The organism is Streptomyces sp. NPDC050534, assembly GCF_044457745.1.
Lineage (GTDB): Bacteria > Actinomycetota > Actinomycetes > Streptomycetales > Streptomycetaceae > Streptomyces.
Window position 1 is genome coordinate 391,919 of the sequence record NZ_JBITHF010000001.1, and the last position, 22,382, is coordinate 414,300.

The 22,382-nt window shown below is 70.5% G+C and carries 18 protein-coding genes; 9 read left to right on the plus strand and 9 right to left on the minus strand.

Going from position 1 to position 22,382, the window contains the following annotated elements; translation table 11 throughout:
• Positions 1-154: 154 nt before the first annotated feature.
• Both ACIBN2_RS01800 and ACIBN2_RS01805 read right to left on the minus strand, forming a co-directional pair.
• Complete coding sequence (locus ACIBN2_RS01800; protein ID WP_399132107.1) at positions 155-820, minus strand: hypothetical protein; 666 nt, start codon at positions 818-820, stop codon at positions 155-157.
• A complete protein-coding gene (locus tag ACIBN2_RS01805; RefSeq protein ID WP_399132108.1) occupies positions 804-1,406 on the minus strand; it encodes an RNA polymerase sigma factor in 603 nt (200 codons plus the stop codon). Before ACIBN2_RS01805 ends, ACIBN2_RS01800 begins: the two co-directional genes overlap by 17 nt.
• Positions 1,407-1,510: 104 nt before the next feature.
• On the opposite strand from ACIBN2_RS01805, the gene ACIBN2_RS01810 reads away from it, so the two are divergent.
• Positions 1,511-2,047, plus strand: coding sequence for a hypothetical protein (locus ACIBN2_RS01810; RefSeq protein WP_399132109.1), 537 nt, complete (start codon positions 1,511-1,513; stop codon positions 2,045-2,047).
• Positions 2,048-2,102: 55 nt separating this feature from the next.
• Here ACIBN2_RS01810 and ACIBN2_RS01815 read toward each other — a convergent pair whose 3' ends face one another.
• Together ACIBN2_RS01815 and ACIBN2_RS01820 are read right to left on the minus strand one after the other, a co-directional pair.
• A complete protein-coding gene (locus ACIBN2_RS01815) occupies positions 2,103-3,884 on the minus strand; it encodes an ABC transporter ATP-binding protein (RefSeq protein ID WP_399132110.1) in 1,782 nt (593 codons plus the stop codon).
• Positions 3,881-5,752 carry an ABC transporter transmembrane domain-containing protein gene (locus tag ACIBN2_RS01820; RefSeq protein WP_399132111.1) on the minus strand — a complete coding sequence of 624 codons (1,872 nt, stop codon included), beginning with the start codon at positions 5,750-5,752 and terminating at the stop codon, positions 3,881-3,883. Before ACIBN2_RS01820 ends, ACIBN2_RS01815 begins: the two co-directional genes overlap by 4 nt.
• A gap of 134 nt (positions 5,753-5,886) precedes the next feature.
• On the opposite strand from ACIBN2_RS01820, the gene ACIBN2_RS01825 reads away from it, so the two are divergent.
• The 4 genes from ACIBN2_RS01825 to ACIBN2_RS01840 all read left to right on the plus strand — a co-directional run bounded on the left by ACIBN2_RS01825 (position 5,887) and on the right by ACIBN2_RS01840 (position 12,280).
• Complete coding sequence (locus tag ACIBN2_RS01825) at positions 5,887-6,636, plus strand: hypothetical protein (RefSeq protein ID WP_399132112.1); 750 nt, start codon at positions 5,887-5,889, stop codon at positions 6,634-6,636.
• Between the two features lie 403 nt (positions 6,637-7,039).
• Positions 7,040-9,835, plus strand: coding sequence for a lectin (locus tag ACIBN2_RS01830; protein ID WP_399132113.1), 2,796 nt, complete (start codon positions 7,040-7,042; stop codon positions 9,833-9,835).
• A 261-nt stretch (positions 9,836-10,096) separates the two neighbouring features.
• Positions 10,097-10,552, plus strand: a complete 456-nt coding sequence (locus tag ACIBN2_RS01835) for a DUF5707 domain-containing protein (protein WP_399132114.1) — start codon at positions 10,097-10,099, stop codon at positions 10,550-10,552.
• A gap of 75 nt (positions 10,553-10,627) precedes the next feature.
• Positions 10,628-12,280, plus strand: a complete 1,653-nt coding sequence (locus tag ACIBN2_RS01840) for a peptide-N4-asparagine amidase (RefSeq protein WP_399132115.1) — start codon at positions 10,628-10,630, stop codon at positions 12,278-12,280.
• Positions 12,281-12,299: 19 nt separating this feature from the next.
• On the opposite strand, the gene ACIBN2_RS01845 is transcribed toward ACIBN2_RS01840, so the two are convergent.
• Positions 12,300-12,758 (minus strand): MarR family winged helix-turn-helix transcriptional regulator, encoded by a 459-nt coding sequence (locus ACIBN2_RS01845; protein WP_399132116.1) that lies wholly within the window; start codon positions 12,756-12,758, stop codon positions 12,300-12,302.
• A gap of 120 nt (positions 12,759-12,878) precedes the next feature.
• On the opposite strand from ACIBN2_RS01845, the gene ACIBN2_RS01850 reads away from it, so the two are divergent.
• A complete protein-coding gene (locus ACIBN2_RS01850) occupies positions 12,879-14,681 on the plus strand; it encodes an ABC transporter ATP-binding protein (protein WP_399132117.1) in 1,803 nt (600 codons plus the stop codon).
• 43 nt (positions 14,682-14,724) lie between these two features.
• The gene (gene mltG / locus ACIBN2_RS01855) at positions 14,725-15,564 is read left to right on the plus strand and encodes an endolytic transglycosylase MltG (protein WP_399132118.1); all 840 of its coding nucleotides are present in this window, start codon (positions 14,725-14,727) and stop codon (positions 15,562-15,564) included.
• 13 nt (positions 15,565-15,577) lie between these two features.
• On the opposite strand, the gene ACIBN2_RS01860 is transcribed toward mltG, so the two are convergent.
• Positions 15,578-16,675, minus strand: a complete 1,098-nt coding sequence (locus ACIBN2_RS01860) for an NAD(P)-binding domain-containing protein (protein WP_399132119.1) — start codon at positions 16,673-16,675, stop codon at positions 15,578-15,580.
• Positions 16,676-16,764: 89 nt separating this feature from the next.
• Between ACIBN2_RS01860 and ACIBN2_RS01865 the strand changes: the two genes are divergently transcribed.
• Both ACIBN2_RS01865 and ACIBN2_RS01870 read left to right on the plus strand, forming a co-directional pair.
• On the plus strand, positions 16,765-17,193 hold the full coding sequence (locus ACIBN2_RS01865; protein WP_399132120.1) for a YjbQ family protein: 429 nt from the start codon (positions 16,765-16,767) through the stop codon (positions 17,191-17,193).
• A gap of 38 nt (positions 17,194-17,231) precedes the next feature.
• Entirely contained in the window at positions 17,232-18,425 is a 1,194-nt protein-coding gene (locus ACIBN2_RS01870) for a M23 family metallopeptidase (protein WP_399132121.1), read from the plus strand.
• A gap of 86 nt (positions 18,426-18,511) precedes the next feature.
• On the opposite strand, the gene pntB is transcribed toward ACIBN2_RS01870, so the two are convergent.
• The 3 genes from pntB to ACIBN2_RS01885 form a co-directional block, all read right to left on the minus strand.
• Positions 18,512-19,978 carry a Re/Si-specific NAD(P)(+) transhydrogenase subunit beta gene (gene pntB / locus ACIBN2_RS01875; RefSeq protein WP_399132122.1) on the minus strand — a complete coding sequence of 489 codons (1,467 nt, stop codon included), beginning with the start codon at positions 19,976-19,978 and terminating at the stop codon, positions 18,512-18,514.
• A 6-nt stretch (positions 19,979-19,984) separates the two neighbouring features.
• Positions 19,985-21,544: a Re/Si-specific NAD(P)(+) transhydrogenase subunit alpha gene (locus ACIBN2_RS01880; protein ID WP_399132123.1), complete on the minus strand. Its 1,560-nt coding sequence runs from the start codon at positions 21,542-21,544 to the stop codon at positions 19,985-19,987.
• 176 nt (positions 21,545-21,720) lie between these two features.
• Positions 21,721-22,380 (minus strand): CoA transferase subunit B, encoded by a 660-nt coding sequence (locus tag ACIBN2_RS01885; RefSeq protein WP_399132124.1) that lies wholly within the window; start codon positions 22,378-22,380, stop codon positions 21,721-21,723.
• Positions 22,381-22,382 lie beyond the last annotated feature (2 nt).

Consider the following 22,382-nt stretch of genomic DNA (forward strand, 5'->3'; position numbering starts at 1 on the left):
CGTCGCCGCGCGGAGCACCCGCCGCGCCCGGGAGGAACCGACGGTCCCAGGGCGCTCCCCGAGCCGGTGCCGATATCCAGCCTTCCACCCCTTTTCGGGACTGCGCAACGGCACGGCCGCAGGAGGTACCAGCAGGGAGGAATCGGCAGCGGTCTCAGTCGGACAGAACGGCCGAGGACCAGACGTGGCCGTTGTCCGTGACCAGATCGACGCGGTGGATGGAGGCCGCCGACCCGTAGGCGATCCAGGTGGCGCGTCCGGACGAGGGCATCCACCACTGGCCGGCGTCGCGGGTGGCGCCGTCCTTGAGCCGGAGCCGGCAGGTGTAGTGGGTGCCGGGACTGCCGGAGGTGATCTGCATGACGACGACGCGTTCGTTGCCGGCGCTGCTCGGTTCCACCGTGCCGACCCGGGCCCCCGAGCCGGTGACCAGGGCGGCGCCGTGCTCGCTCGGGGCGACCTGGACCGGGGCCGACTCGTGGTGCAGGAGAGTCGTGGCGACCGTGCCCAGGCTGAGACCGGCCGCGGCGGCCGCGGCGACCAGCAGCGGGGTGCGGTGGCGCCGCCGGGCGGGGGAGGGGCGGCGCAGTTCGAGTCGGTCGAGGACGCGGGAGTCGAAGCCGGGCGGGGCCGCGACCGCGGGGGCCGCCGGGAGGACGGCGTCGACGGCCGCGGAGAGGTCGTCGTAGGCCGTGCGGCAGGTGTCGCAGGTGGTGAGGTGGCGCAGCAGCTCGGCCGGTTCGCCCGGGAGGGTGCCGAGGGCCAGGGCGGTCAGTTCGTCCTCGTCAGGGTGGCGTTCCCGGTCAGGGTGGCGTTCCATCGTGGCTCCCCTCCTTCAGCGTGTCGCGCAGCCTGCGCAGGCCGGTGCGGATGCGGGTCTTGGCGGTGCCCAGGGGAATGTTCTCGTGCCGGCCCACCTCGGCGGCGGTGCAGCCGCCGAGCACGGCCAGTGCGACCGCGCGGGCCTGCTCGGGCGGCAGGGCTCGCAGGCGGGCGATGGCGCGTTCGCTCTCCAGGGCGAGCAGCGCCTGGCGTTCTGTGTTGTCCGCGTCGGCGCCGGAGCGCAGCGTCGCGTCCAGGAGGCGTTCCAGCGTCTCGGCCAGCACGGGGGTGAGGCGCCGGGCCCGGACGGCGTCGATGGCGGCGTTGCGGGTGATGGTGAGCAGCCAGGTGAGGGCCGACGCTCGCCGGGGGTCGTAGTTGCCCGCCGCCCGCCAGGCCCGTACGAACACCTCCTGGCTCACGTCCTCGGCCAGAGCCGGATCGCGGGTGATGGACACGGCCAGGCCGTACACCGCGTCCTGGAAGCGGCGGACGAAGGCGAGCGCCGCCTGCTCGTCGCCCAGCGCGAGACCGGCGACGAGTGAGGCGTCGTCGACCCGGTTCGCACGCGGGAAGAGCTCCATGTCTCAAGGTACGTACGAAAGGGCCGAAGGGATTGAGTCGGCTTCGGCGCAATCCGGCGGGGCCGCTCGGACGTACAACCTCCGTCGAAACGGACGGAGAGATCATGAGCATCAGCAGGATCACCGTGGCCGGGTTCGCACTCGCGTCGGCACTGGCGCTGGCCGGCTGCGGCAGCAGCAGCGGAGGCGGCGGAAGTCACGCCGGCAGTCAGGCGCCGGCCGCCATGGACGCCTCCACGATCAAGGTGAGCAGCTCGCCGCTCGGCAACATCCTCACCGACGGCAGCGGACGCACGCTGTACCTGTTCACCGCGGACGGCAAGAACACCAACTCGATGCAGTGCAACGGGGCGTGCCTCAAGCTCTGGCCGCACATGGAGGGCAAGCCGCACGCCGGCAAGGGCGTGCAGTCGAGCCTCATCAGCGCCACGAAGGGCGGAAGCAAGGCGCAGGTGACCTACGCCGGACACCCGCTGTACTACTACGCCAACGACCACTCGGCCGGTGACGTGAAGGGACAGGGCATCGACAAGATCTGGTACGTCATGAACGACAAGGGCACGGCGATCAAGACGGCCGCCCCGGCGTCGAGCAGCACGGGCAGCGGCAACAGCAGCGGGGGCAGCGGTGGAGGCTACTGACCCGGCCGGGAGCCGCCGTAGGGCAGCTCCCGACCACTGAATTCGGGCGCCTGGCTCACCCGTGCCAGGACCGCCACAGCGCCGCATACGCGCCGTCCGCCGCCACCAGTTCCTCATGGCTGCCGAGTTCGGCGATGCGGCCGTTCTCGACGACGGCGATCATGTCCGCGTCGTGGGCGGTGTGCAGGCGGTGGGCGATGGCGACCACCGTGCGGCCGTCGAGGACGCGGGCGAGGGACCGCTCGAGGTGGCGTGCCGCTCTCGGATCGAGCAGGGACGTCGCCTCGTCCAGGACCAGCGTGTGCGGGTCCGCCAGCACCAGGCGGGCCAGCGCGATCTGCTGGGCCTGGGCCGGAGTCAGCGCATGTCCGCCCGAGCCGACCTCGGTGTCCAGACCGTCGTCCAGCGAGCGCGCCCAGCCGTCCGCGTCCACCGCGCCCAGTGCCGCCCACAGCTCGGCGTCGACGGCGGAGGTGCGGGCCAGCAGGAGGTTGTCGCGCAGGGAGCCCACGAAGACGTGGTGCTCCTGGTTGACGAGGGCCACGTGCGAGCGGACGCGTTCGGCGGACATCTGCGACAGCTCGGCGCCGCCGAGGGTGATGCGGCCGTCCCGGGGCGCGTAGATGCCGGCGAGCAGCCTGCCCAGGGTGGACTTGCCCGCGCCGGACGGGCCGACCAGCGCCAGCCGGGTGCCGGGCGCGACCTGGAGGGACACCTTGCGCAGCACGTCGACGCCCTCGCGGTAGCCGAAGTGGACCCGGTCCGCGTGCACGTCACGGCCGTCGGGGGCCAGCGTCGGCTCCCCGGCGTGCGGCTCGATGTCGCGCACGCCGACCAGCCGGGCCAGCGACACCTGGGCCACCTGCAGCTCGTCGTACCAGCGCAGGATCAGGTTCACGGGGTCCACGAGCATCTGCGCGATGAGTGCGCCCGTGGTCAGCTGGCCCACGCCGATCCAGCCCTGAAGGACGAACACTCCGCCGATCATCAGCACCGAACCGAGCACCGTCGCATGGGTGAAGTTGATGACCGGGAAGAGCACGGACCGCAGCCACAGCGTGTAGCGCTCCCAGGCCGTCCACTCCTTCACTCGGCGCTCGGACAGTTCGATGCGGCGGTCTCCGAGGCGGTGGGCCTCGACGGTGCGCCCGGCGTCGACGGTCTCGGCGAGGGCGGCGGCCACGGCGGCGTACCCCGCGGCCTCCGAACGGTAGGCGGACGGCGCCCGCTTGAAGTACCAGCGGCAGCCGATCACCAGCAGCGGCACCGCGACCAGCACCGCGGGCGCCAGTGGCGGCACCGTGACGACGAGACCGCCGATCAGCAGCAGCGCCCACACCACGCCGATCGAGAGCTGCGGCACCGCCTCGCGCATCGCGTTGGCGAGCCGGTCGATGTCCGTGGTGATGCGGGAGAGCAGGTCGCCCGTGCCGGCCCGTTCCAGGACGCCCGGCGGCAGCCCGACCGACCGGACGAGGAAGTCCTCGCGCAGGTCGGCCAGCATCCGCTCGCCGAGCATCGCCCCGCGCAGCCGCACCTCCCGTACGAAGACGGCCTGCACGAGCAGCGCGAGCACGAACAGCGAGAGAACGAGGGGCAGATGGAGCTCCCGCGCACCGTCCGACACCCGCTCCACGAGATCGCCCAGCAGCCACGGGCCCGCCATCGAGGCGACCACGGACACGGTGTTGACGGCCATCAGGATCAGGAAGGCGCGGCGGTGGCGCCGGAACAGTTCGGCCACATACGCGCGTACCGTCGCCGGGGCGCCGACGGGCAGGGTGTTCGCCGTCGTCGGGGCCGCCGGGTCGTAGGCCGGTGGCGCCACGCCGATCATGCTGACTCCTCGATCTCTTCTTTGAGTTCGTCCATGTCCAATACGCCGCTCAGGGCGGCCTCTTCGTCCGTCTCCCGGGTCACCACGGCCCGGTAGCGGGGCTCGGTGTGCACCAGTTCGTGGTGCACACCGACCGCCGCGACCTTGCCCTCGTGCACCAGCACGACACGGTCCGCGTGGTCCAGGAGCAGCGGCGAGGAGGTGAACACGACCGTCGTGCGCCCCTCCCGCAGGCCGCGTACGCCGCGCGCGATGCGCGCCTCGGTGTGGGAGTCGACCGCGGAGGTCGGCTCGTCCAGGACGAGCACGTCCGGGTCGGTGATGAGCGACCGGGCCAGCGCGAGCCGCTGCCGCTGCCCGCCGGACAGCGACCGCCCGCGCTCGGTGATCCGTGTGTCCATCGCGTCCTCGGTGTCCAACGAGCCCTGCGCGAGCGCCTCCAGGACGTCGTCGCACTGGGCGGCCGCCAGCGCGTCCCGCGCGCCGACGTCGCCCGAAGCGGGCACGTCCAGCAGGTCGTGCAGCGAACCGGACAGCAGCACCGGGTCCTTGTCCTGCACCAGTACGGCCTGGCGGGCCGTGTCCAGCGGCAGTTCGTCCAGCGGCACACCGCCGAGCAGGACGGACGTGCCCTGCTCGGCCGGATGTCCGCCCAGCCGCTCGGCCAGCCGTCCCGCCGCGTCCGGGTCACCGCACACCACGGCGGTCAGCCGTCCCGCGGGAGCGAGCAGACCGGTGGCGGGGTCGTACAGATCGCCACTGGGTACGCCGTCGAAGCGCACATCACTGGGTACGCCGTCGGAGCGCACATCACCGGATACGGCGTCCGAGTCACTGGACACGGAGTCCGACCGCGCACCACCGGCATCGGTGGCCCGCTCCAGCGACAGCACCCGCGCCGCCCGCCTCGCGGAGGGCCGAGAGAAGGAGTACGCCATGGCGATCTCCTCGAAATGGCGCAGCGGATAGCCGAGGATCATCACCGAGCTGTAGACGGTGACCAGTTCGCCGACCGTGATCCGGCCCTGGCGGGCCAGATGGATGCCGTACCAGACGACCCCGACCATCAGCAGACCCGGCAGCAGCACCTGGATCGCGGAGATCAGGGACCACATGCGGGCGCTGCGCACGGCGGCGCGGCGGACCTCCTGGGAGGCGCTGCGGTAGCGGTCGAGGAAGAGCTCCTCGCCGCCGATGCCGCGCAGCACGCGCAGTCCGGCGACGGTGTCCGAGGCCAGTTCGGTGGCCCGCCCCGCCTTCTCGCGCTGGAAGTCCGCCCGCCGGGTCGCCCGCGGCAGCAGCGGCAGCGCGGCCAGCGCCACCACGGGCAGGCCCGCGGCGACGACCAGACCGAGCGCCGGCTGGTACACGACGAGGGCCACGCAGACCACCACGACGGTGAGCGCCGCCGCGGTGAACCGGGAGACGGCCTCCACGAACCAGCCGATCTTCTCGACGTCGCCGGTGGAGACGGCGACGACCTCACCGGCCGCGACACGCCGCGTCAGGGCCGAGCCCAGCCGGGCGGCCTTGCGGGCGAGCAGTTGCTGCACGCGGGCCGCGGCCGTGATCCAGTTGGTGACCGCCGTGCGGTGCAGGAAGGTGTCGCCCAGAGCGATGCCGACCGCGGCGAGCACCAACAGGCCGCCTGCAAGGGCGAGTTCACCGCCCGAGCGGTCGACCGCTGCCTGGATGGCCATGCCGACGCAGAACGGCAGCGCGGAGACCGACGTGAAGTGCAGCAGGCCCCACGCCATCGCCTTGAACTGGCCGCCCAGTTGATTCCGGCCCAGCCACCACAGGAACCGGGGGCCCGAGCGTGCGTCCGGCACGCCCGGGTCGGGATACGGAAGGTCTTGAATCTGCATGACGGCTGACGTCCCAGTGGCTCGTGTCAGTTGGGTGATGGGGGCCGCGAACGGCGGTAGCAAACCGTGAAAGGTTCGCCTCGCGGCGTGGTCGGAAGCAACAGGTTTTCTGCCCGGCCGTACAGAATGGGGCGATGCGAAAGAACGGTGCATCTCGTACAGCGGTCGCCACGGCGGCCCTTGGAACCCTCCTGACGCTGCTGTCCGCCTGCGGCAGTGAGCACCCAGGAGGCAAGGGCGGCAACGGCGCGAAAGGCGCCGCGGGCAGCGTCACCCTCACACGCCCGCAGACCGCCGACCACACCCGGACCGTCCCCGGTATCGGCGACCGCCTGCACCGCCGCATCCCCGCCAACTCCCGCCAGGTCCTGGCGGTCTACGGCATGGGCAGGAACTCCGCGGACGCCACGGCCGTGCTGTACATCAAGCACGGTTCGACCTGGGACCGAACCCGCAGCTGGCCCGCACACAACGGCAAGAAGGGCTGGACCGCCGACCACCACGAGGGTGACCGGCGCAGCCCCGTCGGCGTGTTCACCCTGTCGGACGCGGGCGGCGTCCTCACCGACCCCGGCACCCGCCTCCCGTACACGCGCGACGCGTCCTTCATGGCCCCGCGCTACTGGGCGAAGTCGCACTGGCACGACTTCGACTACGTCATCGCCATCGATTACAACCGCGTCAAGGGCACCCCGCCCGACGACCCCGAGCGCCCCCAGGGCGACGCGAAGGGCGGCAGCATCTGGCTGCACATGGACCACGGCAGCGGTACGTCCGCGTGCGTCAGCGTGTCCAAGCCGGCCATGCGGTACCTGCTGCGCGCGCTCGACCCCCGCCTGAATCCGGTGGTCGTGATGGGGGACAGGGATGACCTGAAGGCATAGGGCAGATCGGCCCCGTGGGGCCGACCGCTCTCCTTGACGCAGCACAGCGCGGCACAGCACAGCACGGCACGGCACAACACGGCACAGCGCAGCGCGGCTCCGAAGCGCATCCCGTCGCTCCAACGCCCCCTACGCAAGCGGCCGTTGCCCGAGTCGTTGACATGGTCCTGCCTAGTGGCTAGCTTCGCGAAGAGTTCACATCGGTACCCCGGGCGTCGCCCGTCCCGGGCGCCCATCGAAGCGCTCCCATCGTCAGGCACCTCATCTCCGGGGCCCGACAACGTTGTCAAGTTCGGTCATGCCCGTCACCGCTCGGACGGCTCACGCGTTCCCGCGCACGGAGACCCGCCCGGAGACAACGTTGTCGACCCCCCTCGCTCCGAGTAGAGGAGAACCCTCCGTGATGACACGACTGCTGAGACCCAGAGGAACCCTGCTGAGACCCGGAGGAACCGCGGCGATCGGCCTCATCGCGGCGGCGGCACTGTCCGTGGCCGGATTGTGCACACCCGCCTCGGCGGCCAGGAAGGCCGCGTTCGTCGCCTCTCCGGCCACCGTGGTCAACCCGTTCATCGGGACGTCGAACCAGGCCGACGACTTCCCCGGAGCCGACGTGCCGTTCGGCATGGTGCAGTGGAGCCCGGACACGCCGTCGCGTCCCTCCGGTGGGGGCTACGAGTACAACGACTCGTCGATCACCGGCTTCAGCCTGACCCACATCGCCGGTCCCGGCTGCGGCGCGGCCGGTGACGTTCCGGTCCTGCCCACGGTGGGGGCCGTCAACACCGGCGCCATGGACGCGTTCTCGCACGCGAACGAGTCGGCGTCGGCCGGGTCGTACAAGGTCGCGCTCAACAACCAGGTGACCACCGAGCTGACCACCACCACCCGCAGCGGCATGGCGCGCTTCACCTTTCCGTCGACCAGCCAGGCCAACCTGATCTTCAAGTTGACGGGCAGTCAGAACGGCGCGAGCTCGACACAGTTCACGAAGGTCTCGAACACCGAGGTGAGCGGCCAGGTCACCAGTGGCCGCTTCTGCGGCGCGGGCAACACGTACACCGTGTACTTCGACATGGTCTTCGACCAGCCCTTCGCCTCGCAGGGCAGTTCCCTCGCGAAGGCGTCGACCCTCAAGCCCGCCCGCCCGGGCAAGGCGTCCAAGAACGCCGCCGAGAAGCCCAACAAGCCGGTGCTGCACGGCAAGGTCCCGGGCGTGACGACCCCGAAGTCCGCCAGGGGCAGCGCCTCCCCGGACGCCGCCGCCTCGAACGGCTACGTCACCTTCAACACCACGTCCAACCCGGTCGTCCAGGCCAAGGTCGGCGTCTCCTACGTCTCGGTCGCGGGCGCCGTCGCCAACCGGACGGCGGAGAACTCCGGCTGGGACTTCAACGGGACCCGCACCGCCGCGCAGAACGCCTGGAACAGCGCGCTCGGCAAGGTCCAGATCGTCGGCGGGACGGCGGCACAGCAGCAGACCTTCTACACCGCGCTCTACCACTCGCTGCTGCATCCGAACGTGATCAGCGACACCAACGGCCAGTACTACGGCTTCGACGGCAAGACGCACACGGTGGACGCGGGCCACAGCGCCGTGTACGCCAACTACTCCGGCTGGGACATCTACCGTTCGCAGGCCCAACTCGAAGCCCTGCTCGCCCCTCAGGTGGCGTCGGACACCGCGCAGTCGATGGTCGACGACTACACCCAGACCGGGATCTTCCCCAAGTGGTCGGAGAACAACGGGGAGTCGTACGTCATGGTCGGCGACCCGGCGGACGCCATCCTCGCCGACTACTACGCCTTCGGCGCCCGGGACTTCGACACCAAGACGGCGCTGGCCGACATGGTCAAGCAGGCGAGCACCACCAACAACGACCGCCCTGGCCTCAACTACCTGAACTCACCCGGGTACATGCCGCGCGACGGCAGCTACGGCTGCTGCAACTTCTACGGTCCGGTGGCCACCACGCTGGAGTACAACACCGCCGACTTCGCGCTCTCCGCGATGGCCGGGGCCCTCGGCGACACGGCCAACCAGAAGACGTACGCGAACCGTGCGCAGGACTGGCGCAACGTGCTCAACCCGGCCTCCGGCTTCGTCGAGCCGCGCAACGCCGGTGGTGCGTGGACCGGCGGGTTCGACCCCACCAGCGGCACCGACATGGTCGAGGCCGACTCCTGGATCTACACCGGCATGGTTCCCTTCGACATCGGCGGCCTGGCCCACGCCAAGGGCGGCAACACGGCGATGAACCACTACCTGGACACCGTGCTGCGCAGCTTCACCGGCGCCAACGGTTACGCCTGGGTCGGCAACGAGCCCAGCATCGAACTGCCCTGGGAGTACGACTACACCGGGCAGCCCTACAAGACGCAGGGCACCGTGCGGGCGATCCAGGACCAGATCTGGGCGAACACCCCCGGCGGGCTGGCCGACGGCAACGACGACCTCGGCGCGATGAGCGCCTGGTACGTGTGGTCCGCGCTCGGCATGTTCCCCGAGACACCGGGCACCTCCGATCTCGCCCTGGGCTCACCGCTGTTCACCCAGGCCGTCGTCACCCTCCCGTCGGGCAGGACGCTGACGATCAACGGCAACGGAGCGGCGGACGACGCGCCTTACGTGCAGTCCGCGACGTGGAACGGCAGCAACTGGAACAACGCCTACGCCCCCACGACGGCGATCACGGCCGGCGGCACGCTCGACTACACCCTCGGCACCAGCGCCAACACCTCCTGGGCGACAGCTGCTTCCGCGGCGCCGCCCTCCTACGCCGGTGACACCACGGCCCCGGCGTCACCCCGCATCGGCCCCCTGGCCTCCTCGGTCGCCGCGAACCTCTGCGCGGATGACGCCTCCTCCGGCACGGCCGACGGAACCCACGTCCAGATCTACACCTGCAACAACACCTACGCGCAGGACTGGATCATCGCCGGTGACGGAACGATCCGCAGCCTCGGCAAATGTCTGGACGCCGATCACAGCGGGACCACCAACGGCACCCTGGTCCAGCTGTGGACGTGCAACGGCAGCGGCGCCCAGCAGTGGACCCCGGGCTCCAACGGATCGCTCGTCAACCCCCAGTCCAAGCTGTGCCTCGACGACCCCAACTCCTCGACCACGAACGGCACCCAGCTCCAGCTGTACACGTGCAACGCCTCGGCCGCCCAGAACTGGAAACTGCCGAGCTGATCCGAACCAATCCGAACCAATCCAAACGACGGGCACAAAGCCCCTTCACCCAGGACGAGTTGAGTATCCGTACTCAGGCCAGGGGATCTCCGGGGCCGCGAGGATCGGTGGTGCCGGCGCGGACGAGAGCGTCGGCACCACCGGTTGCCCCAGCCCGGGCCAGGACCAGGGCCTCAAGGCCAGTACCAGTTGGCCCCAAGGCCAGTACCAGTGGGCCCGTCACGGCTGAGGCAGCCCCGTCCCTTTCACGGAGAGCTCACCATGTCCCGACGTCGTGTCGCCCTGTCCGTCGCCGCCGGTGTCGTCGTCCTAGGCGGTGCCGGAGCCTTCGCCATCGCCCAGGCCGGTGAGCAGCCCCCGGCCCTCGTGCACAGCAAGGCGCACTACACCGCGCCCACCGGCGACCGCGGCGGCTCGTTCACCTTCACCACCGGCGTCACGGCGTCCTCGGGCGTCAAGAGCCTGAAGGTGCTGGCGTGGCCGGCCGACTCCCAGCTCGGCAAGAAGGAGCCGACCGTCAAGGAGATGGCCGAGGTGGACTCCGCCACCTGCAGGCCCGCCGCCGACGGCACCGCGCGCTGCACCTACACCACCCCGGTCACCAGGGCCGACGCCGCCACGTTCCCGCACGGCACCTGGCACATCGCGGTCCTCGCCACCGCGAAGAACGGGACGACGACTCTGGACACCAAGGCGGCGGACTTCAAGGTCGGCTAGGCAGTCTCGTCCGGATCGCCTCTCTGGCGGACGCCTCATTGCGCCGGTCGGACGATTCGCCGTAGAACACCGGCCATGAAGAGACGGATAGTCATGTCCATGCTCGCTGGGGCAACCCTCCTGGCGAGCACCCTCCTCGGGGCGGGGCCGGCTCAATCGGCCGAACGACTCGCGCGATCCGTTCAACCCGCCGAACGATCCGCTCAACCCGCCCACGTCCCGGCCGAGTTCGGTACCGACTGGCACGACCCCATGACCGCGGCCCCGCCTATCCACAGGCCGTCCGGCAAGTCCTGCCAAGTCACCCTCGCCGACGCCCAGTTCCGCGACTTCACCCCGTACAGGGGCACCTACACCCCGCCGCGCGGCTGCGGCGACCGCTGGAGCAAGGTGGTGCTGCGGCTCGAAGGCAAGGTCAAGGGGCGGCAGTTCGACCGGCTCGGTTATCTTCACGTCGGTGGGGTCGAGATCCTGCGCACCTCCACCCCCGAGCCCTCGCCCGACGGCATCGGGTGGTCCGTCGAGAAGGACGTCACGCGCTACAGCGACACCTTCCGCAGCGGCCAGGATGTCGAGATGCTCATCGGGAACGTCGTCGACGACACCTACACCGGCGTCATCGACGTGAAGGCGACGCTCACCTTCTACGCCGGCAAGCCCGCCGCGACCGCCGCCCCCGACAAGGTCCTGACCCTCGGCGACGGCAACACCCTCACCACCCCGCGCAACAGCGAACGCATCCTCGCCGAGGTGTACGCCACCGGATCGGGCGGCGGCTGCGAGGAGTTCTGGTACCTGGCGGTGCCCGGCAAGGCCCCGTACTCCTGCCAGGCGGACGGCGGTCCCTACCGCGAGGTGCAGATCAAGGTCGACGGCCAACTCGCCGGAATCGCCGCACCGTTCCCGCACGTATGGACCGGCGGGTGGTCGAACCCCTTCCTCTGGTACGTGATTCCGGGCCCGCGCGCCTTCGACGTCAAGCCCATCGAGTACGACCTCACCCCCTTCGCCGGTCTGCTCGACGACGGCCGCCCGCACCGCATCGAGGTCTCCGTCGTCGGCGTGCCCGAAGAGCAGAGCGGCTGGAGCGCGCCGGTCAACGTCCTCGTGTGGCAGGACGCCGGGCGCGCGCAGGTGACCGGCAAACTCACCGTGCACGAGGAGGGCGGCCTCGCCAACTCATCGACGTACACGGCCGGTTCGCCGGAGCGGGTGGACACCGACGCCGCGCACCGGCTGACCGTCGCCGGCTACGTCGGCACCTCGCACGGCCGCGTGACGACCACCGTCAGCCGCTCGCTCTCCAACACCTCCGTGCACCGCTGGACCGACGGCGAGAACACGGACGGGCTCGACGCCACCTGGAGCGACGAGGAGCAGGTCACCGTCGACGGACGCGGCGCTCCGGCCCGTACGACGCGCACCCTGCGGACGTACACGATGAACGGCACCACCACGATCGGCGGCGACGCCCGGCTGCGGACCGTGCTGACCCTGGGCGACCGCGCAGCGGTCGTCGAGACGCGCGGCGGCCGGCGGACCGGCTGGTCACGGCTCGACGACACCGTCACCGGCGACGCCACGTACAAGACGGGCGTCCCGCGCGAGCAGCGGCACGCGGTCGGCACGACGAGCGAGCGCTACCGGCTCTACGGCTCGACCGGCTGCTACGACCACACGCTCACCGCCGTGCAGGGCGTGCTCACGCAGAACCGCAACCACTGCTGAGAAGGCAGGGCGCGGCCGGTCAGCAGCGGTGACCCGGCACCGGCACGCCCCCGTCCACCAGCGTGTCCAGCAGTCCGCCGAGGACCTCGCGCTGCTCGTCCGTGAGCGGTGCGAGGACCTCCGCGGCGGCCGACCGGCGCGCCTCGCGCAGCGCGCGCAGGGCCGTGCGACCGTCCTCGGTGAGCTCGATCCGGATCACCCGGCGGTTGGTCGGGTCGGGGGCGCGGCGCACCTTGCCGCTCGCCTCCAGCCCGTCCACCAGAGTGGTCACGGCGCGGGGGACCACCTCCAGGCGCTCGGCGAGATCCGTCATGCGCGGCGGCTCGTCGTAGTGCGCCAGCGTGCGCAGCAGCCGGGACTGCGCCGGGGTGACGCCCAGACCCGCCAGTTCGATGTGGCGCTTCTGGATGCGGTGCATGCGGCGCGTGAACCGCAGCAGCTGCTCGGCGAGCAGGCTGTCGGTGTCCGGGGTGGTCATGCGGGAACAATATCAGGACCTATTTCATTGTGAGCATAGGTAACAATGAGTTAAGGTCCGTCAGTCGGCGCCAGACCTGCGCCGGCTCTCCGTTCTTCGATCCGGATCCCGTAGGAGCCCATGCACCCCGACCGTGAGCCCCGCTGGACACCGCCGGCCGACTCCAAGGAGCAGCCCCGGCAGGTGCGCCGCATTCTGCGACTCTTCCGCCCCTACCGCGGGCGCCTCGGCGTCGTCGGCCTGCTGGTCGGCGCCTCGTCGCTGGTGTCCGTCGCCACGCCTTTCATGCTGCGGGCGGTTCTCGACGTCGCGATACCCCAGGGCCGCACCGGCCTGCTCAGCCTGCTCGCGCTGGGCATGATCCTCAGCGCCGTCCTCACCAGTGTCTTCGGCGTCCTGCAGACCCTGATCTCGACCACGGTCGGGCAGCGCGTCATGCACGACCTGCGCACCGCCGTCTACGGCCGCCTGCAGCGCATGTCGCTCGCGTTCTTCACGCGCACGCGCACCGGCGAGGTCCAGTCCCGCATCGCCAACGACATCGGCGGCATGCAGGCCACCGTCACCTCCACCGCCACCTCCCTGGTCTCCAACGTGACCAGCGTGGTCGCCACGATCGTCGCGATGATCGCGCTCGACTGGCGCCTGACCGTCGTCTCGCTGCTGCTGCTGCCGATCTTCGTGTGGGTCAGCCGCCGCGTCGGCAACGAACGCAAGAAGATCACCACCCAGCGGCAGAAGCAGATGGCCGCGATGGCCGCCACCGTCACCGAGTCGCTCTCGGTCAGCGGCATCCTGCTCGGTCGCACCATGGGCCGCTCCGACTCCCTCACGCGGTCCTTCGCCGACGAGTCCGAGGGCCTGGTCGACCTCGAGGTCCGCTCGAACATGGCCGGTCGCTGGCGCATGGCCGTCATCACGATCGTCATGGCCGCCATGCCCGCCGTCATCTACTGGACCGCGGGCATCGCCCTCCAGATGGGCGGCCCGGACGTCTCGATCGGCACGATCGTCGCCTTCGTCTCGCTCCAGCAGGGCCTGTTCCGCCCCGCCGTCAGCCTGCTGTCGACCGGCGTGCAGATCCAGACCTCGCTCGCGCTCTTCCAGCGGATCTTCGAATACCTCGACCTGCCGATCGACATCACCGAGCGGGACAATCCCGTCCACCTGGACCAGATCAAGGGCGAAGTCCGTTTCGAGGACGTCGAGTTCCGCTACGACGACAAGGGCGGGCCGATCCTGGACGGGATCGACGTCACCGTCCCCGCCGGAAGCAGCCTCGCGGTCGTCGGCCCGACCGGGGCAGGCAAGTCGACGCTCGGCTATCTCGTCCCGCGTCTCTACGACGTCAGCGGCGGCCGCGTCACCCTCGACGGCGTCGACGTACGCGACCTGGACTTCGACACCCTGGCCCGCGCGGTCGGCGTCGTCTCCCAGGAGACGTACCTCTTCCACGCCTCGGTCGCCGAGAACCTGCGCTTCGCCAAGCCGGACGCCACCGACGAGGAGCTGCGCACGGCCGCGCAGGCGGCCCAGATCCACGACCACATCGCATCCCTGCCGGACGGCTACGACACGGTCGTCGGCGAGCGCGGCCACCGCTTCTCCGGCGGTGAGAAACAGCGCCTGGCCATCGCCCGCACCATCCTGCGCGACCCGCCCGTGCTGATCCTGGACGAGGCGACCAGCGCGCTGGACAACCGCACCGAGGCCGCAGTGCAGGCCGCGATCGACGCCCTGTCGGCCGACCGCACCACGCTCACCATCGCCCACCGCCTGTCCACCATCCGCAGTGCCGACCAGATCGTGGTGCTCGACTCCGGCAGCGTCGCCGAACGGGGCACGCACGAGGAACTGCTGGAAGCGGACGGGCGCTACGCGGCCCTCGTACGCCGGGATGCCCAACTGGAACCGACGAGCTGAAGATATGCCAGGATTGTGACGATATGCGGGTTAACGTGCCCGCATGCAGAAGAACACTCCGCCACGGAGCACGATTCGACTGACGCGGCGGGGCAAGCTCGTCCTCGTCGTGACCGGGGCCGTCGTGGCCGGCACCGCCGTGGCGGTACCGCTGTGGATGATCCGAAGCGGCGAGATCGCCCGGCCAGCGTCCCTCGTGATCCCGGAGGGCTGGCGCGCGAGCCAGATCTACGCCGCCGTCGACAAGACCCTCGCCCTGCCCGCCGGAAGCACCAAGAAGTCACTGGCGAAGGCCCACCTGAAGCTGCCGAAGGACGCCGAGGGCAACCCGGAGGGCTACCTCTTCCCGGCGACCTATCCCGTCCCCGAGAAGGCGACCCCCGAGTCCCTGCTGACGACCATGGCACGGACCGCCGACAAGAAGTTCAACGGCGCCCCGACGGCGGCCGGCGCCCAGCGCAACGCCATGAACGTCTACCAGGCCGTCACCGTCGCGAGCATCGTGCAGGCCGAGGCCGCCTCCAAGGACGACATGGGCAAGGTTGCGCGGGTCATCTTCAACCGGCTCGAACGCGGCATGCCACTGCAGATGGACTCCACCATCAACTACGCCCTGAACCGCGCCACCCTGAAGACCAGCTCCAACGACACGAAGCTGAACAGCCCTTACAACTCGTACCAGCGCATGGGCCTGCCGCCGACGCCGATCGACAATCCGGGCGAGGACGCGATGCGCGCCGTGATCAGCCCCACCCCCGGCGACTGGCTGTACTTCGTCACGGTCAAGCCCGGCGACACCCGCTTCACGGCCGATTTCGCCGAACACCAGCGGAACGTGGCCGAGTTCAACGCGGGACAGAAGAAGGCGTCTCCGTCGAAGTGAGCCCGGGAGGATGTCACGCGACGGCAGGCTCCTCCCGGGTGTGCGCGTTTGTCTCGGCGAGCAGCCGCCGGATGTCCCGTACGGCCGCCCGGCCCGCGCGGTTGGCGCCGATGGTGCTGGCCGACGGGCCGTAGCCGACCAGATGGATCCGCGGGTCGGCGACGGCCCGGGTCCCATCGACGCGGATGCCGCCGCCCGGCTCGCGCAGCCGCAGCGGTGCCAGGTGGTCGATCGCGGCGCGGAAGCCGGTCGCCCACAGGATGACGTCGGCCTCGACGTGCCGACCGTCCGCCCACGCCACACCGTCCGGCGTGATCCGGTCGAACATCGGCTGCCGGTCGAGGACCCCGTCCGCGAGGCCCTGCCGGATCGCGTCGTTGAGCGGAAGCCCGGTCACCGACACGACGCTCTTGGGTGGCAGCCCCTGCCGCACCCGTTCCTCCACCAGCGCGACCGCGGCCCGCCCGAACTCCTCGGTGAACGGGCCCTCGCGAAAGACGGGCGGACGCCGCGTGACCCAGGTGGTCGCGGACGCGTACTGGGCGATCTCCAGCAGGTGCTGCGTACCGGAGGCACCCCCGCCCACCACGACCACCCGCTGCCCGGCGAACGCCTCGGGCCCGGGGTACCGCGCGGTGTGCAACTGCCGCCCCCGGAAGGTCTCCTGACCGGGATAACGCGGCCAGAACGGCCGATCCCACGTCCCGGTCGCATTGATCAGCGCGCGCGTGGACCAGTCACCGACCGAGGTCTCGACGAGCAGCCGCCCACCGGAGCCCTCCCGCACCGCACGCACCTCGACGGGCCGCCGCACCCGCAGATCAAAGGTGCGCTCGTACGTCGCGAAGTACTCGGTGATGACCTCAGACGACGGACGCGCCGGATCGGCGTCTTCCAGCTCCATGCCGGGCAGGGAGTGCATCCCGTGGACCTTGCCGTACGTCAGGGACGGCCAGCGGAACTGCCAGGCGCCGCCCGGTGCGGGGGAGTGGTCCAGCACCACGAAGTCGCGCTCCAGCTCGAAACCGGTGCGCCGCAGGTGATAGGCGCTGGACAGACCGGCCTGACCGGCGCCTATGACGACTACCTCGACCTCGCGCGTGTTGTTCACGTTTCTACTAACTCGGGCGAGGTCGTGGATCTTCCCGTGACGAGTCGTCGCACGCGTGTGGAGCGGCCCGCATGGGTCACGATGGAGGCATGTCAGATGCCTTCACCACCCGAGTCCTGAACGTCTCCACCGGCTCCGCGGAGAGGGTCGCCGACCTGACCCACGACTGCGAGTCCTTCCTCCGGGAGGTGGCCGGCGGCCGTGACGGTCTCCTCAACATCTTTGTCCCACATGCCACGGCCGGCATCGCCATCCTCGAAACGGGCGCGGGCAGCGACGACGACCTCCTCGCCACCCTGCACACCCTCCTCCCCGCCGACGACCGCTGGCAGCACCGCCACGGCAGCCCCGGCCACGGCCGCGACCACGTCCTCCCGGCCATCGTCCCGCCGCACGCCACCCTGCCCGTGGTCGGCGGACGGCTGGAGCTGGGCACGTGGCAGTCGGTCTGCCTGGTGGACACGAACAAGGACAACCCGGATCGCAAGGTGCGGCTGTCGTTCCTGGCGGGGTCCTGATCGCACCGCTCAGTTACGGAGCCGGCCATGGAGCACCTGTGCACGATCTGACACCCGAGGCGCACTTACCGGCCCAACTGCCGGAAGCGCAGGCCTTGATGCGTTTCCTCACCGCGGAACCGGCAGAGTGGCCCCGTGTCGCCCCGCGCGTGGTGGAGGCGGTCGGTGCGGACACCCTGAACCGGATCGTGACCGCCACCACCGCCCGCATCGGCGAACCCGTCACCGTGACGGACAGTCCCGACGGGCTGATCGTGTCCGGCACCGAGGGCCAGGTACGCGCCTGGGCCCAGGCCGGGCCGGACGGCGAACTCACGGCCCTACTCGTCGAGGGCATCCGCTACACGCCCCCACGACGCCGTCGACGCCCGCCCACGCAACTGATCTGGGCGGCTTTTCTCGTCCTGATCGTCCTCTTGAACGTCCTGACCGTCTGGACAGCCGTTGACCGCACCGCCTGGCTCGGCGACATGGCGACGCTCGCCGCCATCTACGTGGTCGTCTGGGGCTGCGGTGCACCGGCGCTGCAGCCCCGGCTACTGCGCCGCACGGTCGACGCGGGCGCCGTCGCAGCCCTCGCCTCCGTGTGGCGACTGCCCGACCTGCCGGCCGGGCACAGCACCCTTCGCCTGGCCGGCGGCGCGGTACTCCTCGCCGGAGCCGTGTGGCTGCTGGCGGCGGGACGCCTGCACCGGTGGAAAGCCCCGCTGTCCCAACCGCTGCTGTTCCCGCTGGAAGGCACGTGGTACGTCGTGCAGGGCGGAGGCCGGCCACTGAATCATCATGCGCGGGTACCTGAGCAGCGCGGGGCCATCGACGTCGTGGCGCTCGGCCCGTACGGCACCCGTAGCCGGCCCGGCCGCGAGTTGACCGCCTACGCCGCCTACGGCCGTCCCGTCCGCTCCCCATGCGACGGACGAGTGATCTCCGCCGCCGACACGATCCAGGATCAGAAGCCCGGCGAGGTCCGCTACCAACCGCGCTACGGCAACCACGTGTTCCTCGACACGGGCCGGGAGATCGTCAAACTGGCCCATCTGTGCCCGGGCTCGGTGACGGTGAAGACGGGGGACATGGTCCGCCAAGGCCAGCGCCTCGGCGAGGTCGGCAACTCCGGCAACACCACTGAGCCCCACCTGCACCTCCACGCCGAACGCGATGGCGTCGGCCTGGACCTGCGGTTCACCGGAGTGAGCGGACGCCTGTTCCGCGGGCGAAAGATCCGCACCTGACCCGACGGGTGCGGCGCTCGCCGGCAGCAGGTTGACAGCACCTCGCTGCCGGCGAGTTCACGACGTCACCTCACGCAGCGAGAGCCTCAGCGACCCGCCAACGTCGTCTGGCGGGCGGCCGAGGTCGCCTCGTGGCGGCCGTCGGCGCCGAGTGCCTGCAGGATGGCGTCGACGCTCTGCTTGGCGTCGCCGAAGAGCATGCTGCTGTTCTCACGGAAGAAGAGCGGGTTCTGCACGCCCGCGTAGCCGGAGGCCATCGAGCGCTTGAAGACGATGACCTGCTCCGACTCCCAGACGCGCAGGACCGGCATGCCGGCGATCGGGCTGCTCGGGTCCTCCGTGGCGGCCGGGTTGACGGTGTCGTTCGCGCCGATGACCAGCACGACGGAGGTGTCGGCGAAGTCGTCGTTGATCTCGTCCATCTCCAGGACGATGTCGTAGGGCACCTTCGCCTCGGCCAGCAGCACGTTCATGTGGCCGGGAAGGCGGCCCGCGACGGGGTGGACGCCGAAACGGACCTCGACGCCCCGCTCGCGCAGCTGCCGCGTGAGCTCCGCGACCGGGTGCTGGGCCTGAGCGACAGCCATGCCGTAACCCGGCGTGATGATCACCGAGCGTGCCTGGGCGAGCATCTCGGCCGCCTCCGCGGCGCGCACCTCACGGTGCTCGCCTTCCTCCTCCTGGCCACCGGTCGGCGCCTCGATGCCGAAGCCGCCCGCGATGACGGAGAGGAAGGAGCGGTTCATCGCCTTGCACATGATGTACGACAGGTAGGCGCCGGAGGAGCCGACCAGTGCGCCGGTGACGATGAGCAGGTTGTTGTCGAGCAGGAAGCCGGCCGCGGCGGCCGCCCAGCCCGAGTAGCTGTTCAGCATGGAGACGACCACGGGCATGTCGCCGCCGCCGATCGAGGCGACCAGGTGCCAGCCCAGCGCCAGCGCCAGCACGGTCACCGCGATCATCAGCGGGAGACCGGGGCTGATCGTGAACCAGACCGTCAGCGCGACGAACGCGGCGAGCGCTCCGACGTTGAGCAGGTTCTTGCCGGGCAGCGTCAGCGGTCGGGACTTGATCCGGGCCGAGAGCTTCAGGAACGCGACGATCGAGCCGGTGAAGGTGACCGCGCCGATGAAGATGCCGATGAACACCTCGGCGTGGTGGATGCCCAGCAGGTCGGCGCCGATCCGGGTCTGCGCGTCGCCGTGCGACTCCACCTCGAGGTAGCTGTTCCAGCCCACCAGCACGGCGGCGAGGCCGACGAAACTGTGCAGCACCGCGATCAGTTCGGGCATCTGCGTCATCTCGACCTTGCGGGCGCGCTGAATGCCGATCGCCGCGCCGAGCGCGGTGGCGACAAGGATCAGCGCCACCGCACCGCCGCTGATGCTCTGCGCCGCCACCACGATGGTGGCGACCAGCGCGAGGGCCATGCCGGCGATGCCGTAGGCGACGCCGGCGCGGGAGGTGCGGTGCTGGGACAGGCCGGCCAGGCTGAGGATGAACAGCAGGGCGGCGACCAGATCGGCGGCATGGGAGGCCGTCATGGAGGTCATCTCGGCTCAGCCTTTCGAGAACATGGACAGCATGCGGCGGGTGACGGCGAAACCTCCGAAGATGTTGACGCTCGTCAGCAGGATCGCCACGCAGGACAGTGCGGTGACGAGGTTGTTCTCGTGCCCGATCTGCAGCAGGGCACCGATCACGACGATTCCGGAGATCGCGTTGGTGACCGACATCAGCGGCGTGTGCAGCGCGTGGTGCACCTTGCCGATGACGTAGTAACCGATCACCACCGCCAGCGCGAACACCGTGAAGTTCTCGGCGAGTTGAGCCGGAGCGAAGGCGACCAGCAGGAACATCGCGAGCATTCCGAGCCCGATCAGGCCGAAGCGGCCCGCAGGTGAGAGCTTGCGCTTCTCGGGCTCGGGCTCGGCCTTGACGGGTGGCGCCGCCTGCGCGGCGGGCGCGGCCGAGACCGAGACGGGCGGCGGCGGCCAGGTGACCTCGCCGCCTCGCACCACGGTCACGGCCCGCTGCACCACGTCGTCGAAGTCGACCGTCAGCCGGCCGTCCTTGCCGGGCGTGAGCAGCTTGATCAGGTTCACCAGGTTGGTGCCGAACAGCTGGGAGGCCTGGGCGGGCAGGCGGGAGGCGAGGTCGGTGTAGCCGATGATGGTCACGCCGTTGTCGGTCACCACCGTGCGGCCCGCCACGGTGCCCTCGACATTGCCGCCCATCGCGGCGGCCATGTCGACGATGACGCTGCCCGGTTTCATCGCCGCCACGTCGGCGGCCGTCAGCAGGCGCGGCGCCGGCCGGCCCGGGATCAGGGCGGTGGTGATGACGATGTCCACGTCCTGGGCCTGCTCGTGGTAGAGCTCGGCGGCGGCGCGGTCGTAGTCGGCGGAGGTCGCCTTGGCGTAGCCGTCGGTGCTGGCCTCCTGGACCACGTTCACCGGCAGGTACTCGCCGCCCAGCGACTTCACCTGGTCCGCGACCTCCGGCCGCGGATCCGTGGCCCGCACGATCGCGCCGAGACTGGACGCGGCGCCGATCGCGGCCAGGCCGGCCACACCCGCGCCGGCCACCAGCACCTTCGCCGGCGGGACCTTGCCCGCCGCGGTGACCTGGCCGGTGAAGAACCTGCCGAAGACGTGCGCGGCCTCGATGACCGCACGGTAGCCGGCGATGTTCGCCATCGAGGACAGCACGTCCATCGACTGGGCCCGCGAGATCCGCGGCACCGCGTCGAGCGCCAGAGCGGTCACCCCGGCACGGGACAACTCCTCAAGCAGTTCGGGATTCTGCGCGGGCGCAAGGAGGCCGGCGATGGTCGCGCCCTCCCGCAGCCGGGTGATCTCCGAGGCGGAGGGGGCGTTGACCTTCAGAACGACATCCGCGTTCCAGGCTTCGCCGATCTCCGCGCCGGCCTCGACGTACGCCTGGTCCTCGAAGCCGGAGGCCTCGCCGGCCCCGGGCTCGACGACGGCTTCGTAGCCGAGCTTCAGTAGCAGGCGCAACGTCGCGGGGGTCGCCGCCACGCGCGTCTCCCCGGACGCGGACTCGGCGACCACGCCGATGAGCTGCGGAGGGTGGTGCGAGGGTGCTTCAGCCGACATGTCCTGTATCTCTCGTCAGAGGAAGGTCCTAGGGAGGACTCGCGCTCGCGAAAGTGATACGACGTCCTTCTCCCTTGATCGCTGGAACCTACCCGCGAGGAGGGTGCGGGCCAACGTGATGTGCTTCACCTTGCGCAACCGGACGACAGCGCTCCGAGGTGCGGTGCGACCAGGGATCAGCCGGACGCGAGCGCCGACAAGCCCTGATCGACGAGGAGTTGGGCGGCCGTCGCCGCCATGACCTCCCGTACGGTGACCCCCGGAGCGGTCTCCATCAGGCGTAGCCCCTCGGGGGTGACATCGATGACGGCCAGATCGGTGATGATCCGGTCCACCACGCGGCGTCCCGTGGCGGGCAGGCTCAGCTCCTCGACCATCTTCGGGCTGCCGTCCTTGGCGACGTGCTCCATCACGACCAGCAGCCGGCGGGCGCCGTGGACCAGGTCCATCGCACCGCCCATGCCCTTGACCATCTTGCCCGGGATCATCCAGTTGGCCAGGTCGCCCTGGGCCGACACCTGCATGGCGCCCAGCACGGAGACGTCGATCCGGCCGGCCCGGATCATGCCGAAGGAGAAGGCCGAGTCGAAGTAGGAGGTGCCGGCGATGGTGGTCACCGTCTCCTTCCCGGCGTTGATCAGATCCGGGTGTTCCTCGCCGTCGTACGGGTAGGGGCCCACACCGAGGATGCCGTTCTCGGAGTGCAGCACCACGTGCACCCCGTCGGGCAGGTAGTTGGGGATCAGGGTGGGCAGGCCGATGCCCAGGTTGACGTACTGGCCGTCGTGCAGCTCCCGGGCGGCGCGTGCGGCGAGCTGGTCGCGGTCGAGCGGCATGG